This is a genomic window from Amycolatopsis sp. NPDC051716, from assembly GCF_040681595.1.
Taxonomy (GTDB): Bacteria; Actinomycetota; Actinomycetes; order Mycobacteriales; family Pseudonocardiaceae; genus Amycolatopsis.
Genome location: NZ_JBFAZA010000019.1, coordinates 1 through 15,476, shown reverse-complemented (window position 1 = coordinate 15,476; position 15,476 = coordinate 1). Strand labels below are relative to the sequence as shown.

The 15,476-nt window shown below is 72.6% G+C and carries 17 protein-coding genes; 5 read left to right on the top strand and 12 right to left on the bottom strand.

The annotated features are described in order from the left end of the window. Window positions 1-6: 6 nt before the first annotated feature. The 6 genes from AB0M30_RS25565 to AB0M30_RS25540 all read right to left on the bottom strand — a co-directional run bounded on the left by AB0M30_RS25565 (window position 7) and on the right by AB0M30_RS25540 (window position 5,180). Entirely contained in the window at window positions 7-885 is an 879-nt protein-coding gene (locus AB0M30_RS25565; RefSeq protein ID WP_364588118.1) for a branched-chain amino acid ABC transporter permease, read from the bottom strand. Next, window positions 882-1,655 (bottom strand): ABC transporter ATP-binding protein, encoded by a 774-nt coding sequence (locus tag AB0M30_RS25560; protein ID WP_364588115.1) that lies wholly within the window; start codon window positions 1,653-1,655, stop codon window positions 882-884. The genes AB0M30_RS25565 and AB0M30_RS25560 overlap by 4 nt, the downstream gene beginning before the upstream one ends. Then, the gene (locus AB0M30_RS25555) at window positions 1,652-2,461 is read right to left on the bottom strand and encodes an ABC transporter ATP-binding protein (RefSeq protein ID WP_364588113.1); all 810 of its coding nucleotides are present in this window, start codon (window positions 2,459-2,461) and stop codon (window positions 1,652-1,654) included. Before AB0M30_RS25555 ends, AB0M30_RS25560 begins: the two co-directional genes overlap by 4 nt. A gap of 118 nt (window positions 2,462-2,579) precedes the next feature. Next, window positions 2,580-3,398, bottom strand: a complete 819-nt coding sequence (locus AB0M30_RS25550) for a PHP domain-containing protein (RefSeq protein WP_364588110.1) — start codon at window positions 3,396-3,398, stop codon at window positions 2,580-2,582. A gap of 13 nt (window positions 3,399-3,411) precedes the next feature. Then, entirely contained in the window at window positions 3,412-4,035 is a 624-nt protein-coding gene (locus tag AB0M30_RS25545) for a response regulator transcription factor (RefSeq protein ID WP_364588107.1), read from the bottom strand. Between the two features lie 5 nt (window positions 4,036-4,040). Continuing rightward, window positions 4,041-5,180 carry a GAF domain-containing protein gene (locus tag AB0M30_RS25540; RefSeq protein ID WP_364588104.1) on the bottom strand — a complete coding sequence of 380 codons (1,140 nt, stop codon included), beginning with the start codon at window positions 5,178-5,180 and terminating at the stop codon, window positions 4,041-4,043. Window positions 5,181-5,264: 84 nt separating this feature from the next. Between AB0M30_RS25540 and AB0M30_RS25535 the strand changes: the two genes are divergently transcribed. Next, window positions 5,265-8,000, top strand: a complete 2,736-nt coding sequence (locus tag AB0M30_RS25535) for an FAD-binding and (Fe-S)-binding domain-containing protein (protein WP_364588101.1) — start codon at window positions 5,265-5,267, stop codon at window positions 7,998-8,000. On the opposite strand, the gene AB0M30_RS25530 is transcribed toward AB0M30_RS25535, so the two are convergent. The 4 genes from AB0M30_RS25530 to AB0M30_RS25515 are packed head-to-tail and all read right to left on the bottom strand — an operon-like array spanning window position 8,001 to window position 10,540. Beyond that, window positions 8,001-8,573: a TetR family transcriptional regulator gene (locus tag AB0M30_RS25530; RefSeq protein WP_360174645.1), complete on the bottom strand. Its 573-nt coding sequence runs from the start codon at window positions 8,571-8,573 to the stop codon at window positions 8,001-8,003. Window positions 8,574-8,617: 44 nt separating this feature from the next. Further along, on the bottom strand, window positions 8,618-8,815 hold the full coding sequence (locus AB0M30_RS25525) for a ferredoxin (RefSeq protein WP_364588098.1): 198 nt from the start codon (window positions 8,813-8,815) through the stop codon (window positions 8,618-8,620). A gap of 4 nt (window positions 8,816-8,819) precedes the next feature. Further along, on the bottom strand, window positions 8,820-10,034 hold the full coding sequence (locus AB0M30_RS25520) for a cytochrome P450 (RefSeq protein WP_364588095.1): 1,215 nt from the start codon (window positions 10,032-10,034) through the stop codon (window positions 8,820-8,822). Beyond that, window positions 10,031-10,540: a PadR family transcriptional regulator gene (locus AB0M30_RS25515; protein WP_364588092.1), complete on the bottom strand. Its 510-nt coding sequence runs from the start codon at window positions 10,538-10,540 to the stop codon at window positions 10,031-10,033. The genes AB0M30_RS25520 and AB0M30_RS25515 overlap by 4 nt, the downstream gene beginning before the upstream one ends. A gap of 175 nt (window positions 10,541-10,715) precedes the next feature. On the opposite strand from AB0M30_RS25515, the gene AB0M30_RS25510 reads away from it, so the two are divergent. Both AB0M30_RS25510 and AB0M30_RS25505 read left to right on the top strand, forming a co-directional pair. Then, window positions 10,716-11,906: a cytochrome P450 gene (locus tag AB0M30_RS25510; protein ID WP_360174672.1), complete on the top strand. Its 1,191-nt coding sequence runs from the start codon at window positions 10,716-10,718 to the stop codon at window positions 11,904-11,906. A gap of 3 nt (window positions 11,907-11,909) precedes the next feature. Then, a complete protein-coding gene (locus AB0M30_RS25505; RefSeq protein ID WP_103337614.1) occupies window positions 11,910-12,125 on the top strand; it encodes a ferredoxin in 216 nt (71 codons plus the stop codon). On the opposite strand, the gene mtnA is transcribed toward AB0M30_RS25505, so the two are convergent. Then, window positions 12,122-13,087, bottom strand: a complete 966-nt coding sequence (mtnA, locus tag AB0M30_RS25500) for an S-methyl-5-thioribose-1-phosphate isomerase (protein ID WP_364588089.1) — start codon at window positions 13,085-13,087, stop codon at window positions 12,122-12,124. The genes AB0M30_RS25505 and mtnA overlap by 4 nt on opposite strands. 46 nt (window positions 13,088-13,133) lie before the next feature. On the opposite strand from mtnA, the gene AB0M30_RS25495 reads away from it, so the two are divergent. Then, on the top strand, window positions 13,134-13,532 hold the full coding sequence (locus AB0M30_RS25495; RefSeq protein WP_364588086.1) for a RidA family protein: 399 nt from the start codon (window positions 13,134-13,136) through the stop codon (window positions 13,530-13,532). 525 nt (window positions 13,533-14,057) lie between these two features. Here the strand turns inward: AB0M30_RS25495 and AB0M30_RS25490 are convergent. Continuing rightward, window positions 14,058-14,852 carry a PIG-L family deacetylase gene (locus tag AB0M30_RS25490; RefSeq protein WP_364588083.1) on the bottom strand — a complete coding sequence of 265 codons (795 nt, stop codon included), beginning with the start codon at window positions 14,850-14,852 and terminating at the stop codon, window positions 14,058-14,060. 75 nt (window positions 14,853-14,927) lie between these two features. Between AB0M30_RS25490 and AB0M30_RS25485 the strand changes: the two genes are divergently transcribed. Then, window positions 14,928-15,386, top strand: a complete 459-nt coding sequence (locus AB0M30_RS25485; protein ID WP_364588080.1) for a DinB family protein — start codon at window positions 14,928-14,930, stop codon at window positions 15,384-15,386. The last annotated feature ends 90 nt before the right edge of the window (window positions 15,387-15,476 follow it).

The window sequence follows — 15,476 nt, the reverse complement described above, 5'->3', positions numbered from 1 at the left end:
GCTTGGTCAGACACGTGTTCGCTCCCTCGTGCCGAACAACCCCGAAGGCCGCGCCACCAGGACGACCAGCATCACCAGGAACACCGCGCTCTTGGAGAAGTCGAACGAGACGTACTGCGCGGACAGCGCTTCCACCAGCCCGACGACCAGGCCGCCGACCACTGCGCCCGCCGTCGAGTCGAGGCCGCCGAGGATCGCCGCGGGGAACGCGGCCAGCGCGATCGAGTGCGTCCCGCGGGAGAGCCCGGCGCCGGAGAAGTCCTGCGTCGCGATGAACAGCACGGCCACGCCGGCCAGCAGCCCGGCGACGAGCCACGCGGTCGCGGTGACACGCGAGCTGCGGATGCCCATCAGCGCGGCGGCCTCGCGGTTCTCCGCCTGGGCCCGCATCGCCACGCCCCAGTTCGAGTACTTGAAGGCCAGCCAGAACGCCGTGATGAGCACCGCGGCCACGCCGAGGGCGACCAGGTGCGTGCGGAACAGCGTGATCCCGCCGAGCTGGAACGGCTTCGCGTCCCAAGCGCCGCCGAGGAAGGGCAGCGTGACGCCGAGGCGGCGGACGATCTCTTCGGTGACGATCACGTCGACGCCGATGGTGAGCAGGGCCAGGCTGTTCGCGTCGGCGTGCCGGGAGCGCGACAGCAGCAGCCGCTCCACCAGCAGGCCGAGCAGCCCGGCCGAGAGGATCCCCGCGAGCGACGCGCCCACCCAGCCCAAGGCGTCCCGCGTCACCACGACGAGGTAGCCGCCGAAGAGCACGAGCGAGCCGTGCGCGAAGTTGACCACCTCGGTGGCCTTGAAGATGATGACGAACCCCAGCGCCAGCAAGGCGAACACCGCGCCCTTGCCGAGGCCGTTCACCACGAGCTGCAGGAAAGTGTTCACGCCGCCTCCGTACCGAGGTAGGCCTTGATGACGTCCGGGTCGGACTGGACCTGCGCCGGGGTGCCGTCGGCGATGCGCCGGCCGAAGTCGAGCACCGTGACGCGGTCGGCGATGCCCATCACCAGGCCCATGTCGTGTTCGACGAGCAGGATCGAGATGCCCAGCTCCGCGCGGATCCCGCTGATGGTGCCGGCCAGCTCGGCGGTCTCGGCCGCGTTCATCCCGGCCGCGGGCTCGTCGAGCAGGAGCAGCACCGGTTCCACGGCCAGCGCGCGGGCGAGGTCGACGCGCTTGACCGCGCCGTAGGGCAGCACGCCCACCGGTGCGTCGACGACCGGCCCGAGCCCGAGGAACGCGCAGATCTCGCGGGCCCGCTCGGCGTGCCGGCGTTCGGCGCGGACCGTCCACGGCAGCCGCAGCCCGGTCTCCAGGAACCCGCCGCGGGTCAGCGCGTGCCGGCCGAGCATGACGTTGTCCAGCACGGTCGAGCCGGGGGAGAGGGCGGCGTTCTGGAACGACCGCCCGACCCCGAGCCGGGCGAGCTTGTGCGGCGCGAGCCCGGTGAGCTCGGTGTCCCCGAGCCGCACGCGGCCGGTGTCGGCCCGGTAGAGGCCGCTGATCACGTTGAAGCAGCTGGACTTCCCGGCGCCGTTCGGCCCGATCAGCGCGTGCAGCGAACCGGGCGTGACGGTGAAACTCACGTCGTCGAGCGCGCGGATCCCGCCGAACCGCAGGGAAACGGCCTCGACGCTCAGCTCCGGCGGCGTCATCCGCCCCACCTCGGCAGCGTCCGGCCGGCCAGGCGCCGGCGTGCTAGCTCGGCTTCGGCGTCGGCGGCCTCCTGCGACTCGGCGTGGCCGCCGAGGTAGAGCCGCTGGACGTCCTGGCTGGCCGCGAGCTCGGCCGCCGTCCCGGCCAGCGCGACCCGGCCGACCTCCAGCACCACGGCGCGGTCGGCGACGCCGAGCGCCATCACGGCGTTCTGCTCGACCAGCACGACGGCGGTGCCCTGGTCGTGGATCTCCCGGACGGTCCGCGCGATCTGCTCGACGACCTTCGGCGCGAGCCCCAGCGACGGCTCGTCGAGCAGCAGCAGCTTCGGCGCGGCCATCAGCGCCCGGCCGATGGCCAGCATCTGCTGCTCCCCGCCGGACAGCAGCCCCGCGCGCTGCTTGGCGCGTTCGGTGAGCACGGGGAACAGCGCGTCGACCCGCTCGCGGGCCGCGGCCCGCTCAGCTGCGGTCCGGGCGCCGATGCCGCCGGCCCGCAGGTTCTCCTCGACGGTCATCCGCGCGAAGATCTGCCGCCCCTCGGGCACGCCGGCGACGCCGAGCCGCACGATCCGGGCAGGGTCGAGCCGGCCGAGCGCGTGCCCGTCATAGCGGATCTCTCCGTCGTCGATCGAGCCCCGGTGCATGCGAAGCGTGCCCGAGACGGCTCTGAGCAAGGTGGACTTCCCGGCCCCGTTGCTGCCCAGCACGGCCAGCACGCCGTCGGCGGAGACGTCGAGGTCGATCCCGTGCAGGGCGGCCGTCGACCGGCCGTACCGCACCCGCAGGCCACGCACGGTCAGCACGAACTCACTCCGGGACGCAAGAGGCCTCCTCCACTCGTGTGACGTGAGTCACGGTCGGTGGCGGTCATCCTGCGGTCGGCGGGAGTGATCCGTTACCCCCACCTGGAGAGGTAGGCGGCTACGAAACGGACACGGCGGACGCCCGCAGCGCCGCGAACACGTCGGGCGCGGTGGTGCACTCGCCGAGCCGGACCGGCTTGCGGTCGCCGTGGAAGTCACTCGACCCGGTGGTGCGCAACCCCAGCTCCGCCGCCACCGCCCGCAGCCGGTCACGGACCTCCGGGGGCTGCTCCGGGTGGTCCACCTCGACCCCGGTGAGCCCGGCTTCGGCCAGAGCCGCCAGCTGCGTGTCCGAGACCTCCGCCCGCCGCTTGACCGAACGCGGGTGGGCCAGCACCGCCACGCCGCCGGCCGCGCGGACCAGCGCGATCGCGTCCACAGTGGACAGGACGTGCTTGGGCACGTCGGCGCGCCCGCCGTCGGCGATCCACTCGGGGGTGAAGGCGTCGGTGACGCCCACCGCGGCCAGCGCCGCGGCGATGTGCGGACGGCCCAGCGGGGCGCCCGCGGCGATGCCCTCGACCTGGGCCAGGGTGATCGGCGCGCCGAGTTCCCGGCAGCGCTCGACCATCCGCACCGCACGACGTCGGCGGTCGGTGCGGATCAGCTCCAGCTCGGCTCCCAGCGGCTCGTGCCCGGGGTCGACGAAGAGGCCGAGCAGGTGCACCTCAGCGTCGTCGAGCCGGCAGGAGATCTCGACGCCGGGGACGATCTCGACCCCGGAGGAGGCCGCGGAAGCGGCGGCCAAGCCCGCGAAGGTGTCGTGGTCGGTGAGGGCGAGCACCGTCAGGCCGGCTTCGGCGGCCAGCCGGGGCAGCTCGGCAGGCGGGGTCGTCCCGTCGGAGGCCGTGCTGTGCGCGTGCAGGTCGATCGTCACCCGGGGGAGGATCTCACAGCAGCCCGGCTTCGCTGGCCTTGCCGATGGCTTCGACGCGGTTGCGGGCGCCCAGCTTGTGCAGGGCCGACTGCAGGTACGTCTTCACCGTGTTGCGGGCCAGGCCGGTCGACTCCGCGATCTCCGGGTTCGTCTGGCCCTGCGCGGCCAGCCGCAGCACCTCGTACTCGCGGCGGGTGAGGCCGCTGCGGGCCAGGGCGTCCGAGCGTTGCCCCGCGTCGGGCAGGATCCGCGGGTCGACGACCCGCTCGCCGCGCAGGACCCGGCGCAGCTCGGTCACCAGCTGCGCGCCCGCGGCGTCCTTGAGCAGGCAGCCGTGCGCGCCCGACTCCAGGGCCGCCAGCACGCCCTGGTGGTCGCCGTGCGCGGTGAAGACCACGATCCTGCCCTCGGGGTGCACCCGGCGCAGCTCGGTGACGACCTCCGGCGCGAGCATGTCCGGCAGCCGCAGGTCGAGCAGGATGAGGTCCGGGGCCAGCGACGCCACCCGCTCGATCGCCAGCCGCCCGGACTCCGCCGAGCCGACCACGGTCAGGCACGGGTCGGAGCGCAGCAGCAGCGTCACGCCGTCGCGGACCACCGGGTGGTCGTCGACGACGAAGACGGTCGCGGGGGTCATGGGGGTCACCGTCGCACCAGCGGCACCCACGCGCGCAGGGTGCAGCCGTCGTCGTCATCCCGGACCAGGCTGACCCGGCCGCCGAGCCGCGCGGCCCGCCCGGACAGCGTCCGCAGGCCCATGCCGGTGCCGGGGACGGCGTCGGTGCCGGTGCCGTCGTCCGCGACGACCACCTGGACCCCGTCGTCGCTGGGCAGCAGGCTGACGACCACCGAGGACGCCCGGGCGTGCTTCTCGACGTTGAGCAGCCCTTCGCGGACCGCGGCCACCAGCAGGGCGGTGCGTTCGGCGTCCAGCGGCGGCACCGCCGCGAGCTGCAGGAACCGGGCCGGCACACCGCAGCGCGCCTGGAACGAGCGGCAGTGCTCGGCCAGCTCGACCGGCAGCGCCCGCTCCGGGCTGCACTCCGACAACGCCAGCAGCGACTCCCGCAACGCCCCGGCCGCCGCCGAGACGTCGCCTTCCAGGCGCCGCAGCCGCGCCTCCAGGCCGGGGAGCTCGCGCAGGTCCTCGTGCAGGTCGCGCACCTGGACGCCGATGGAGAACAGCAGCGCGCCGACGGAGTCGTGCAGCGCGCTCTGCATGCGCAGGCGTTCCCCGGCCACCGCGGCCGTGCGGTCGGTCTCGGCGACCTTCGCCAGGTGCAACGCCGTCCCGGCCTCGCGCGCCACTTCTTCCATCCGCCGGACGGCGTCGTCGCCGAAGTCGGCGGGTTCGCGCATGGCGGCGTAGGCGATGGCCACGGTCTCGCCGCGCGCGACGATCGGGACGGCGAGCATCGCGGCCAGGCCCTCGCCGCGGACCTGGGCGTCGAACTGGTGGGTGATGGCCGGCGAGCTGACGTAGTCGGCGACCTTCACCGGACGGCCCAGCGCCAGCACTCGCCCGCCGATGCCCTGGCCGACGGGCACCTCGAGGTCCTGCAGCGAGTCCGTCCGGGTGCCGGACATCCAGCGGATCACGGCCAGCTCGGGCCGGTCGAGCTCGGCGACGAACCCGGCCTTCGCCCCGACCGTCTCCCGGATCAGGCGCGCGGTCCCGTGCAGGGCGGCGACCCGGTCGAGCGTGCCGAGCAGCTTCTCGCGCTCGCGCAGCAGCTCGCCCAGCACCGCGCTGTACTCGGCGACGTGCTCCTTGGCCGTCACCCGATCACGATGGCACACCGGGTGTGGTTCCGGACATACCCGGCTGGAGAGGTACGGCGGCGCCCGGTCGACTTGAATGGGGGTGTGGAGATCCTCACCGACGCCGCCACGCTCGCGCTGTACACGACCGACGCGTCCAACTACCGCCACGTGCCCCGCGGCGTGGTGCTGCCGCGGACCGTCGACGAGGTCGTCGCGGCGGTCGCCTCCGCCCGCGATCGTGACCTGCCGGTGATCGCGCGCGGCGGCGGCACGAGCGTCGCCGGGAACGCGTGCGGCCCCGGCCTGGTCATCGACACCTCCCGCCACCTCGGCGGGGTGCTCTCGCTGGACCCGGCCGCGCGGCTCGCGCGGGTCCTGCCCGGCACGGTGCTGGACGACCTGCAGGCGGTCGCGGCCCCGCACGGGCTGCGGTTCGGCCCGGACCCGTCGACGCACAGCCGCTGCACGCTCGGCGGGATGATCGGCAACAACGCGTGCGGCTCGCACTCGGTGGCGTGGGGGCGCACGGTCGACGTCGTCCGCTCCCTGGAAGTCCTGCTCTACGACGGCACGCGGCTGCGGGTGGGCCCGGACGAGCCTGCTGAAGGCCGGATCTTCGACGAGCTGCGCGCGCTGGTGCGCGACAACCTGGCGTTGCTGCGCCGGGAGCTCTCGACGTGGCCGCGCCGGGTGTCGGGCTACGGGCTCGAACACCTGTTGCCGGAGAACGGTTTCGACGTCGCCAAGGCGCTCGTCGGCAGCGAGGGCACGTGCGTGACCATTCTCGAAGCGACCGTCTCGCTCGCCGAGCTGCCCCACCGGCGCGTGCTGGCGGTGCTCGGTTTTCCGTCGGACATCGCGGCGGCGGACGCGGTGCCGTCGATCCTTCCGTGGTCGCCGCTGACCGTCGAGGGCGTGGACGCCGAGCTCGTCGCGATGCTCCCCGGCCGGGCCGGTGACCTGCCGCCGGGCGGGGCGTGGCTGTTCGTCGAGCTGGCCGGCGACGACCCGGCTTCGCGGGCGCGGGAACTGGCCGCGTCGCTCGACCTGACGGGCTTCGCGATCGTCGACGACCCGGCCGCGCAACGCGGGCTCTGGCGCATCCGCGAGGAAGGCGCCGGTCTCGCGACCCGGCTCGCGGACGGCTCGGAAGCCTGGCCGGGCTGGGAGGACGCCGCCGTCCCGCCCGAGCGGCTCGGCGCGTACCTGCGCGAGTTCAAGGACCTCATGCGGGCGCACGGGCGTCGCAGCGTGGTCTACGGCCACTACGGCGAAGGCTGCCTGCACATGCGGCTCGACTTCGACCTGCTGTCCGCGTCCGGCGTGGCGGACTTCCGGCGGTTCCTGGAGGCAGCCGCGGACCTCGTCGCGGCGCACGGCGGGTCGCTGTCCGGCGAGCACGGCGACGGCCAAGCTCGCTCCGAGCTGCTCTCCCGCATGTACAGCCCGGAGATGCTGGCCGTCTTCGCGCGGTTCAAGGCGATCTTCGACCCGGCCGGGCGGATGAACCCCGGCATCCTGGTGGCGCCACGGCCGATCGACGCCGACTTGCGGGTGCGATCGACGTCATCCTCCGTTGAGGACAGTGTGTTCCTCGGCTATCCGGAGGACCGCGGGAACTTCGGCCAGGCGATGCGGCGCTGCGTCGGCGTGGGGAAGTGCCGCAACACCAGCGGTGGCGGCGTGATGTGCCCGAGCTACCGGGCCACCCGCGAGGAGCAGCACTCGACGCGCGGGCGCGCCCACCTGCTCGCGGAGATGCTCAACGGCGAGGTGATCAAGGACGGCTGGCGTTCGGCCGAAGTCCGCGACGCGCTGGATTTGTGCCTGTCCTGCAAGGGCTGCCTGTCGGACTGCCCGGTCGACGTCGACATGGCGACGTACAAGGCCGAGTTCCTGCACCAGCATTACCGGCGGCGGCTGCGCCCGGCGTCGCACTATTCGATGGGCTGGCTGCCGCTGTGGCTGCGACTCAGCGCTTTTGCTCCGCGCTTGGCCAACGCCGTCGGCCGGTCTCGCTTGGCGGGCCTGGTGAAACGGCTCGGCGGGATCGCGCCGGAGCGGTCGTTGCCCACGTTCGCTCCGGCCCCGTTCACGTCGTCGCGTGCGGATCTCCGGCGGAAGGCCGCGGGGGAGCGGCGGGTCGTGCTGTGGCCGGACTCGTTCAACAACTACCTGACGCCGTCGGTGCTCGACGCCGCCCACGAGGTGCTCACCGCGGCCGGGTACGACGTCGTGCTGCCGGACCGCGGTGTCTGTTGTGGACTGACGTGGGTGTCGACGGGCCAGCTCGGCGTCGCGCGGCACGTCCTGGACCGGACGCTTTCCGTGCTGGCGCCGTACCTGGACGAGGGCTATGAAGTCGCGGGCCTGGAACCGAGCTGCACGGCCCTGTTCCGCGGCGACCTGCCCGCGCTGATGCCGGGCGACGCACGTGCCGAGCTGCTGGCGTCGCGGACGTTCACCTTCGCCGAGCTGCTGGCGCGGGCGCCGATCCCGTTCGCGGACCTCGACGTCGACGCGATCACGCAGGTGCACTGCCACCAGCACGCGGTCCTCGGCTTCGGCGCCGACGAGGCCGCGCTGGCGGGCGCCGGGGTCCGGAACACCACTTTGGACTCGGGGTGCTGCGGCCTGGCGGGCAACTTCGGCTTCGAGCGCGGCCACTACGACGTCTCGAAGGCGGTGGCGGAGGACCGGATGCTGCCCGCGATCCGCGCGGCGTCGGCGGAGACGGTGGTGGTGTCCGACGGCTTCAGCTGCCGGACGCAGATCGCCCAGGAGTCGGGCCGGACCCCGGTGCACCTGGCGGAACTGCTGCGGCGCGCGCTCCCGTGATCATTCGGCGCGCTCCAGCAGCGTCCGGACGGCGGTCAGGACGAGCCGGACGATGGCGTCGGGATCGGCCCCGGCCAGCGGCTGCTTGCCGGTGAGCTCGCGGACCACCCCGATGCCCATCAGCCAGGCCAGCGCGAGGTCGGCGCGCAGCTCGGCGTCCGGGGCGTCGGTCAGCGTGGCCAGGATCCGGGCGTACTCGTCGCCGATCTCCTCGCGCAGCACCGCCCCGACTTCGCCGCTGCCGGACGAGCGCAGGTACGTTTCCAGGGTCCGGTTCCGGTCGCCGCCCGGCTCGAGCATGCTGCGCAGCGACGCGCTGAGCAGCCGCTCCGGCGGATGGGTTTCGAGGTGCTCGCGCCCGCTGCGGGCGATGACCTCCTCGAACAGCGCTTCCTTGCTGCCGAAGTACCGGAACAGCAGCGACTGGTTGACCCCGGCCAGGTCGGCGATGTCCCGCACGGTCGTCCGGTCGAACCCGCGCTCGGCGAACAGCTTCGCACCGGCGTCGAGCAACGCCTGCCGCGTCGCGGCCGCGTCCCGCTTGCGGCCGGGCTGCTCCGGCTGTTCGCTCATCGAAGCAGGCTAACCGGCAAACCGGACGCGAGCGCGACAGACCCTCAGGCGCCGGACAGGCGGATCGCGGCGGCCGGGCAGGTCAGTTCCGCCTGCCGGACCGCCTCCTCCTCGCCGGCGCCCGGCTCCCCGGTGAGGAGGACGACCGTGCCGTCGTCCTCGTTCTGGTCGAACGTCCCGGGCGCGAGTAGCACGCACTGGCCGGACGAGACGCAGCTTTCCGTGTCGGCGGTGATCTTCATCGGCTCACCACTCCACGGGCACGCGCTCGACGCCGCCGGCCACGCGGTTGGTGCGCACCGGGATCTCGTCGATCCCGACGGCGAGCCGCAGGCCCGGGAAGCGGCGGAACAGCTTCGGGAACACCGTCCGCAGCTCGGTGCGGGCGAGGTTGGCGCCGATGCAGACGTGGGCGCCGGTGCCGAAGGCGAGGTGCACGTTCGGCGTCCGGTCCGGGTCGAACCCGTCCGGGTCGGCGAACACCGACGCGTCCCGGTTGGCCGCGTCGCTGGAGATGAGCACGGCGTCGCCGCGCATGATCCGCGTTCCGGCGATCTCGACGGTTTCGTGCGCGTACCGCAGCAGGCCGGTGCCGCTGGTCGCGGTCAGCCGCAGGATCTCCTCGACGGTCTGGGCGACCTGGCCCTCGGGGTCGGCGGCGAACCGGTCGCGGCGGGCGGGGTCGCTCAGCAGGAACAGCGTGCCCATCGCGATGCGCGTCGACGTCGTCTCGTGCCCGGCGAACAGCAGCCCGGCGCCCATCCGGGCGAGGTCCTCGTCGGTGAAGGCCGGGTCTTCGGCCTGGACCGCGACCATGTCGGAGATGACGTCGGGCTGCGGGTCCGCGCGCTTGGCGTCGGCCAGCTTCGTCATGTACGCCATGAACTCGGCCATCGCCGCCTGGGCGTCTTCGCCGCCGTCCATCACCGCGATCCGCTCGGACAGCCCGCGGAAGTGCTCCCGGTCGGCGTAGGGCACGCCGAGCAGTTCGCAGATCACCAGCACCGGCAGGGGGAACGCGAGGAAGTCGGTCAGGTCGACCGGCTCGCCGGAGTGTGCGTCGCGCGCGGCCTGGAGGTCGTCGAGGCAGCGGTCGGTCAGTTCCGCGATGCGGTCGCCGAGGGCGCGCATCCGGGGCGCGGAGAACGCGGGCGCCAGCATCCGGCGCATCCGCTTGTGGTCGCGCTCCTCGGTGTCGAAGTCCCCGTTCGGGCCGTTCTGCAAGGCGGCGAAGGAGATCCGCGACGCCTGTTCCGGCGCCGGGTGCGACCGGCCGAAGCGGCGGTCGCGGAAGACCTCCTTGGCCTCCTCGTAGGACGTCACCAGCCAGGCCGGGTCGCCGGCCGGGGTGAGCACCCGGCTCACCGGCGCCCGCCGCCGGAGGGCTTCGTAGTCCGGGGCGATCGCGAGCGCGTTCGCGCGGGTGAAGGGGAGGCGAGGCGTCTCTTCGGTGGTGGTCATGCGTCTTCCCTCGGATCGGTGGTGAGGTCGGCGAGCCAGCGGAGTTCGGCGTCGAACTTCCCGAGCACGTGCTGCAGCGCGGCCCGGCTCCACGGATCGGCCTGCCCGGCGGCGAGCCCGGTGAGCCGGGCTCGCTCGGCGGTCAGCGCGGTCGTCCGGATCTCGAGCACGCGTGCTCGTTCCGCCGGGCGCAGCCAGGCGAAGTTCCCGACGCGGGCCAGGAACTCGGGCTCGTTGAGCGCGAGGTCGGCCGGGAAGTCCGCGAGCATGTCGTGCAGCAGTTCCCGCCCGACTTCGGTGATCGTGTAGACGTGCCGCGGCGGTTTGGCGGCCTGCTCCTCCGCGCTGCGGCTCACCGCGCCCGCGTCGACGAAGCGCCGCAGGGTCGGGTAGAGCGAGTTGTTCGACAAGGTGTGGCCGGTCGAAGCCTCCACGGCCTTGCGCAGCTCATAGCCGTGCATCGGCTCGACGGCCAGCTTCGACAGCAGAAGGATTTCGATCCACACCTAGGTCACCGTAACCTAGTACTCGGTGACCCGGCAATGGCTCACGGTGACAAGTGGACGGAAACTTTCCGCCACCTTGGTGACGGTGCGTGGTGGAATTGCCGCTCGACGTGAGCTGGAGGCCTGTGTAGCGTTGTAAGCGGCTGCTTACAACCAGGAGCACGGGGGTTTCCGGATGACTGCCACCCACACCGAACCGCTCGCGTACCCCTTCAACGAGGAGGCCGGGCTCGACCTGAACGAGGCGTACGCGGCGGCGCGGGAAGCCGACGGCCTGGTCCGGGTGAAGATGACCTACGGGGAGCCGGCGTGGCTGGCCACCCGCTACGCCGACGCCCGGCTGGTGCTGGGCGACCGCCGCTTCTCGCGGGCGATGGAGAAGGAGAAGGACGCCCCGCGCCGCTCGCCGGTCGTGCGCGACGGCGGCATCCTGCAGATGGACCCGCCCGACCACACGCGGCTGCGGACGCTCGTCGCGAAGGCCTTCACCATGCGCCGCGTCGAACAGCTCCGGCCACGCGTCGCCTCCCTCGCGGCCGAACTGATCGCGGAGATGAAGGCCGCCGGCGCACCCGCCGACCTCGTCGACGCCTACGCGTTGCCGATCCCGGTCGCGGTGATCTGCGAGCTGCTCGGCGTCCCGGTCGCCGACCGGCCGAAGTTCCGCGTCTGGAGCGACGCGGCGCTGTCCACGAGCGGGCTGACCCCCGAGGAGTTCGAGCGCAACCGCGAAGAGCTGCGCGACTACATGCGCGGCCTGATCGCCGAGCACCGCGCGCGGCCCCAGGACGACCTGATGACGGCGCTGATCGAAGCCCGCGACGTCCGCGACCGGCTGACCGAGCTGGAGCTGGTCGACCTGTGCGTCGGCATCCTCGTCGCCGGCCACGAGACCACCGCGAGCCAGATCCCGAACTTCGTCTACGCGCTGCTGGACCAGCCCGCGCAGTGGGAGCGGCTGTGCGCCGACCCGGACCTGATCCCGGCCGCGGTCGAGGAGCTGCTGCGGTTCGTGCCGCTGGGCGCCGGCGCGGGCTTCCCGCGGTACGCCACCGAGGACGTCCCGGTCGGCGGTGTGCTGGTCCGGGCGGGCGAGCCGGTGCTGGTCGCGGTCGGTGCGGCCAACCGCGACCGGCTGCAGTTCGCCGACGCGGACGAGCTGCGCTTCGACCGCCCGGACCAGCACCACCTGGGCTTCGGCCACGGCGTCCACCACTGCCTCGGCGCGCCCCTGGCCCGGCTGGAACTGCAGGAGGCGCTGCGCGCGTTGGTCACCGAGATGCCGGGGTTGCACCTCGCCGGCGATATCGTGTGGAAGACGCAGATGCTCGTCCGCGGACCGCGGTCGATGCCGATCGGATGGTGATGCATGAGCTGGCACGTGGAAGTCGATGAACACACCTGTATCGGGTCGGGGATGTGTGCGGCCCTGATGCCGGAGCTGTTCACCCTCGACGGCCCGGTGGCACACCCGGTGACGTCGTCGGTCGACGCCGACGAGACCGTCCTCGACGCAGCGGACTCCTGCCCGGCGATGGCGATCACGGTCACCGACGGCGGCCGCGAGATCGGCCCGCGCCCCTAGGGCCTGAACCGGCCGTGCTCGGTGACCACGGCCGTGACGAGTTCGAACGGGGTGACGTCGAAGGCGGGGTTGAACACCCGCGCGTCCGGCGGCGTGATCGGCACCCCGGCGTACCCGGTGAGCTCGCGGGCGTCGCGTTCCTCGATGGCGATGCCCGCGCCGTCCGCGAGCTTGCTGTCCACAGTGGACGAAGGTGCGACGACGACGAACGGGATTTCGTGGTGCCGCGCGGCGATGGCGAGGCCGTAGGTGCCGATTTTGTTGGCGACATCGCCGTTCGCGGCGATCCGATCGGCGCCGACGAGCACGCAGTCGACCATCCCGCGAGCCATGGCGGCCGCGGCGGCGCCGTCGGGCTGCACGCGGTAGGGGACTTTCTCCTGGGCGAGCTCCCACGCCGTCAGCCGGGCGCCTTGGAGCAGCGGGCGCGTCTCGTCGACGAGGACTTCTTCGACGAGCCCGCGTTCGTGCAGGTGCCAGACGACCCCGAGGGCGCTGCCCCAGCCGACGGTCGCCAGGCGCCCGGCGTTGCAGTGGCTGAGCAGCCGCAGAGGCCGTCGCGGGCATGCGGCGAGCACGATCTCGGCGGCGTGCTTCGAGGCGGCCTTGTTGAGCAGTTCGTCCTCGTCGAGCAGGGCGAGCGCTTCGGCGAGGACGGCGTCTGCGCCTTGGCCGAGTTTCCCGAGCGCGCGCTCGACGCCCCAGGCGAGGTTGACGGCGGTGGGCCGCGCGTGCGCGATGAGCTCGGCATCCTTCCGGACGTCGCTGTTCAGCCGGGCGGACAGCGCAACCCCGAGCGCCCCGGCGGCCCCGAGAGCGGGCGCGCCCCGGACGGCGAGCCGTTTGACGGCGTCGACGAGCTCCCCGACGGTCCTCAGCTCGAGGAGCCGGTACTCGCCGGGCAGCGCGGTCTGGTCGATGACGACGATGGCGCCGTCGGCCCAGTCGATGGTCCTGCGCACGAGCCCTCCTGGGGTTTTCAGCTTGCCCGGCCGGTGAAGATGGGGCGTGACCATTGAACGGCAGAACCCGCCCGGCTTGCACGCAACACCGGGCTACCACCACGTGACGGTGACCTCGGCACCCCGGACGGTGTACCTGGCGGGCCAGTGCCCCCTGACCCCGGACGGCACGCTGGCCGAGGGCGACGTCCTGGCCCAGACGGACCAGGTGGTAGCCAACACGGCGGCGGCCCTGGAGTTCGCGGGAGCCACCCCATCGGACGTGGTCCGCACGGTGATCTACGTGGTGACGGCCGACCGCGCGGTGCTGTCTTCGGTCTGGGACCGCTTGACGGCGTCTGAAATCGGCCCGGCGTTCACCACGGCGAGCACGTTGCTGGGGGTCGCCCAGCTGGGATACGCGGGCCAGCTGGTGGAGCTGGACGTGACGGCCGCCCTGACCTGACCCGAGATGCCCCGCCAGTCACGCGAGATGCCTGCCCAGTCATGCGAGATGCCCGCCCAATCACGCGAGATGTCCGCCCGGTCACGCGAGATGCCTGCCCAGTCATGCGAGATGCCCGCCCAATCACGCGAGATGTCCGCCCGGTCACGCGAGATGCCTGCCCGGTCACTTGAGATGCCTGTACCCGGAGGGTCGACTCGCGTACCTGGGCGGACGACTCGCGTACCTGGAGGGTCGGCTCGCGTACCCGGAGGGTCGGATTGGCGTGATCGGGGAGGGATCTCGCGTGATTGGAGGGCGATCTCGCGTGATTAGAGGGGCATCATTCGTGATTGGCGGGTCGACACGGGCCGGTTGATCACTCGCGCCGGTTGATATCCCCATCCTCGCCGCCTCGCCGAGCCAACCCGCCTCCGGCCAACCCGCCTCCGGCCAACCCGCCTCGCCGAGCCAACCCGCCTCCGGCGAGCCGGCCCCGGCGGGCCTGGCGCCGGCGGACCGGCCTCGGGCCCCGGGCGTGGTGGGTTAGAGGCCGGCCATCAGGTCTGTTTCGGTGATTCCCGGGCCTTCTCCCCACCTGATGAACCACTCCGTGCCGAAGGCGAAGGTGAAGGCGTCGTCCGGCATGGCCAGCATGAACATGTCCTCGCTGATCTGGCTCGGGTGCGCGCGCATCGCCGCCCGCTTGACCGGCGCGTACTTCGACACGTCGACCGCCGCCGTGATCTCCGCCTCCGGCTTGCCGAACTCCACGTTCTCCGGTGGCTTCGGCGCCGCCTCGGGGGGCATCAGGCCCTGCTCCACCGCCGCTTCGAAGCCGCGCTGCATGAACTCGCGGTTGAACGTCGCCTGGAACACGCGGGTGGTGCCGGCCAGCTCGGCCGCGCGGAGGCCGACGCGGTGGACCTGGATGTGGTCCGGGTGGCCGTAGTCGCCGTTGTCGTCGTACACCGTCAGGACGTCGGCCGACTCCTCGCGCAGGATCGCCGCGAGCTGCTCGGCCGCCTTTTCGACGTCGGCGCGCCAGAAGCACCCCGGCTCGTCGTTCGTCGGCTCGCCCATCATCCCCGAGTCGCGGTAGCCGAGGAACTCGACGCGTTCGACGCCGAGGATCTCCGCCGCCGCGTACGACTCCTGGACGCGCCGGTCCTCGAGCTTCTCGCCCTCGGCGAGGAATCCGTCGGGTACCTCGCCGACCTCGCCCTTGGTGGCGACGACGAGCACGACCCGGTGCCCGTCTTCGACGGCTTTGCGCATGACGCCCGCGGTGCGGAGGCACTCGTCGTCCGGGTGGGCGTGGAAGGTGACCAGTGTTGCCATGTCCGCGACGTTACCGGCTACCCCCGACAAAAACCGCCCTCGAAGATGCGCTCCCGCCCGCTAGGGTCCGCGGTCGTGACCGAGAAGAGCACGTTGCTGACGTTCCTGCGGGCCCAGCGCGCGGTGGTCCTGGCGATCCTCGACGGCCTCGGCGAGGAAGCCCTGACGAAGGCGGTCCTCCCGTCCGGCTGGACCCCGCTGGACATGGTGGAACACCTCGGGGACGCGGAATGGCACTGGTTCCAGGAGATCGTCACCGGCGCCGCGGGTCCGCTGCTCGGCGACCACGCTCCGCGAACCCCGGCGGCCGTCTTCGCCTACTACCGCGAACAGTGCCGCCGGTCCGACGAAATCTTCGCCGCGACGCCCTTGTCCGCGACGCCGCGAGGGCGGTACCCCGGCCCGCTCGCCGACGAAATCACCGATCTGCGCGGGGTCGTGCTCCACGTCATCGAAGAGACCGCGCGGCACGCCGGGCACCTGGACGTGGTGCGCGAGCTGCTCGACGGCCGCACCGGGCTGGGCCCGCGCTAGTGTCGCGCGTCGCAAGTTGTTTGGCGTCCGGGAAGAGCGCCCCAATGTGGCCTTCGGTGCGTTGAACGCACCGAAGGCCGCCTTGGGTGC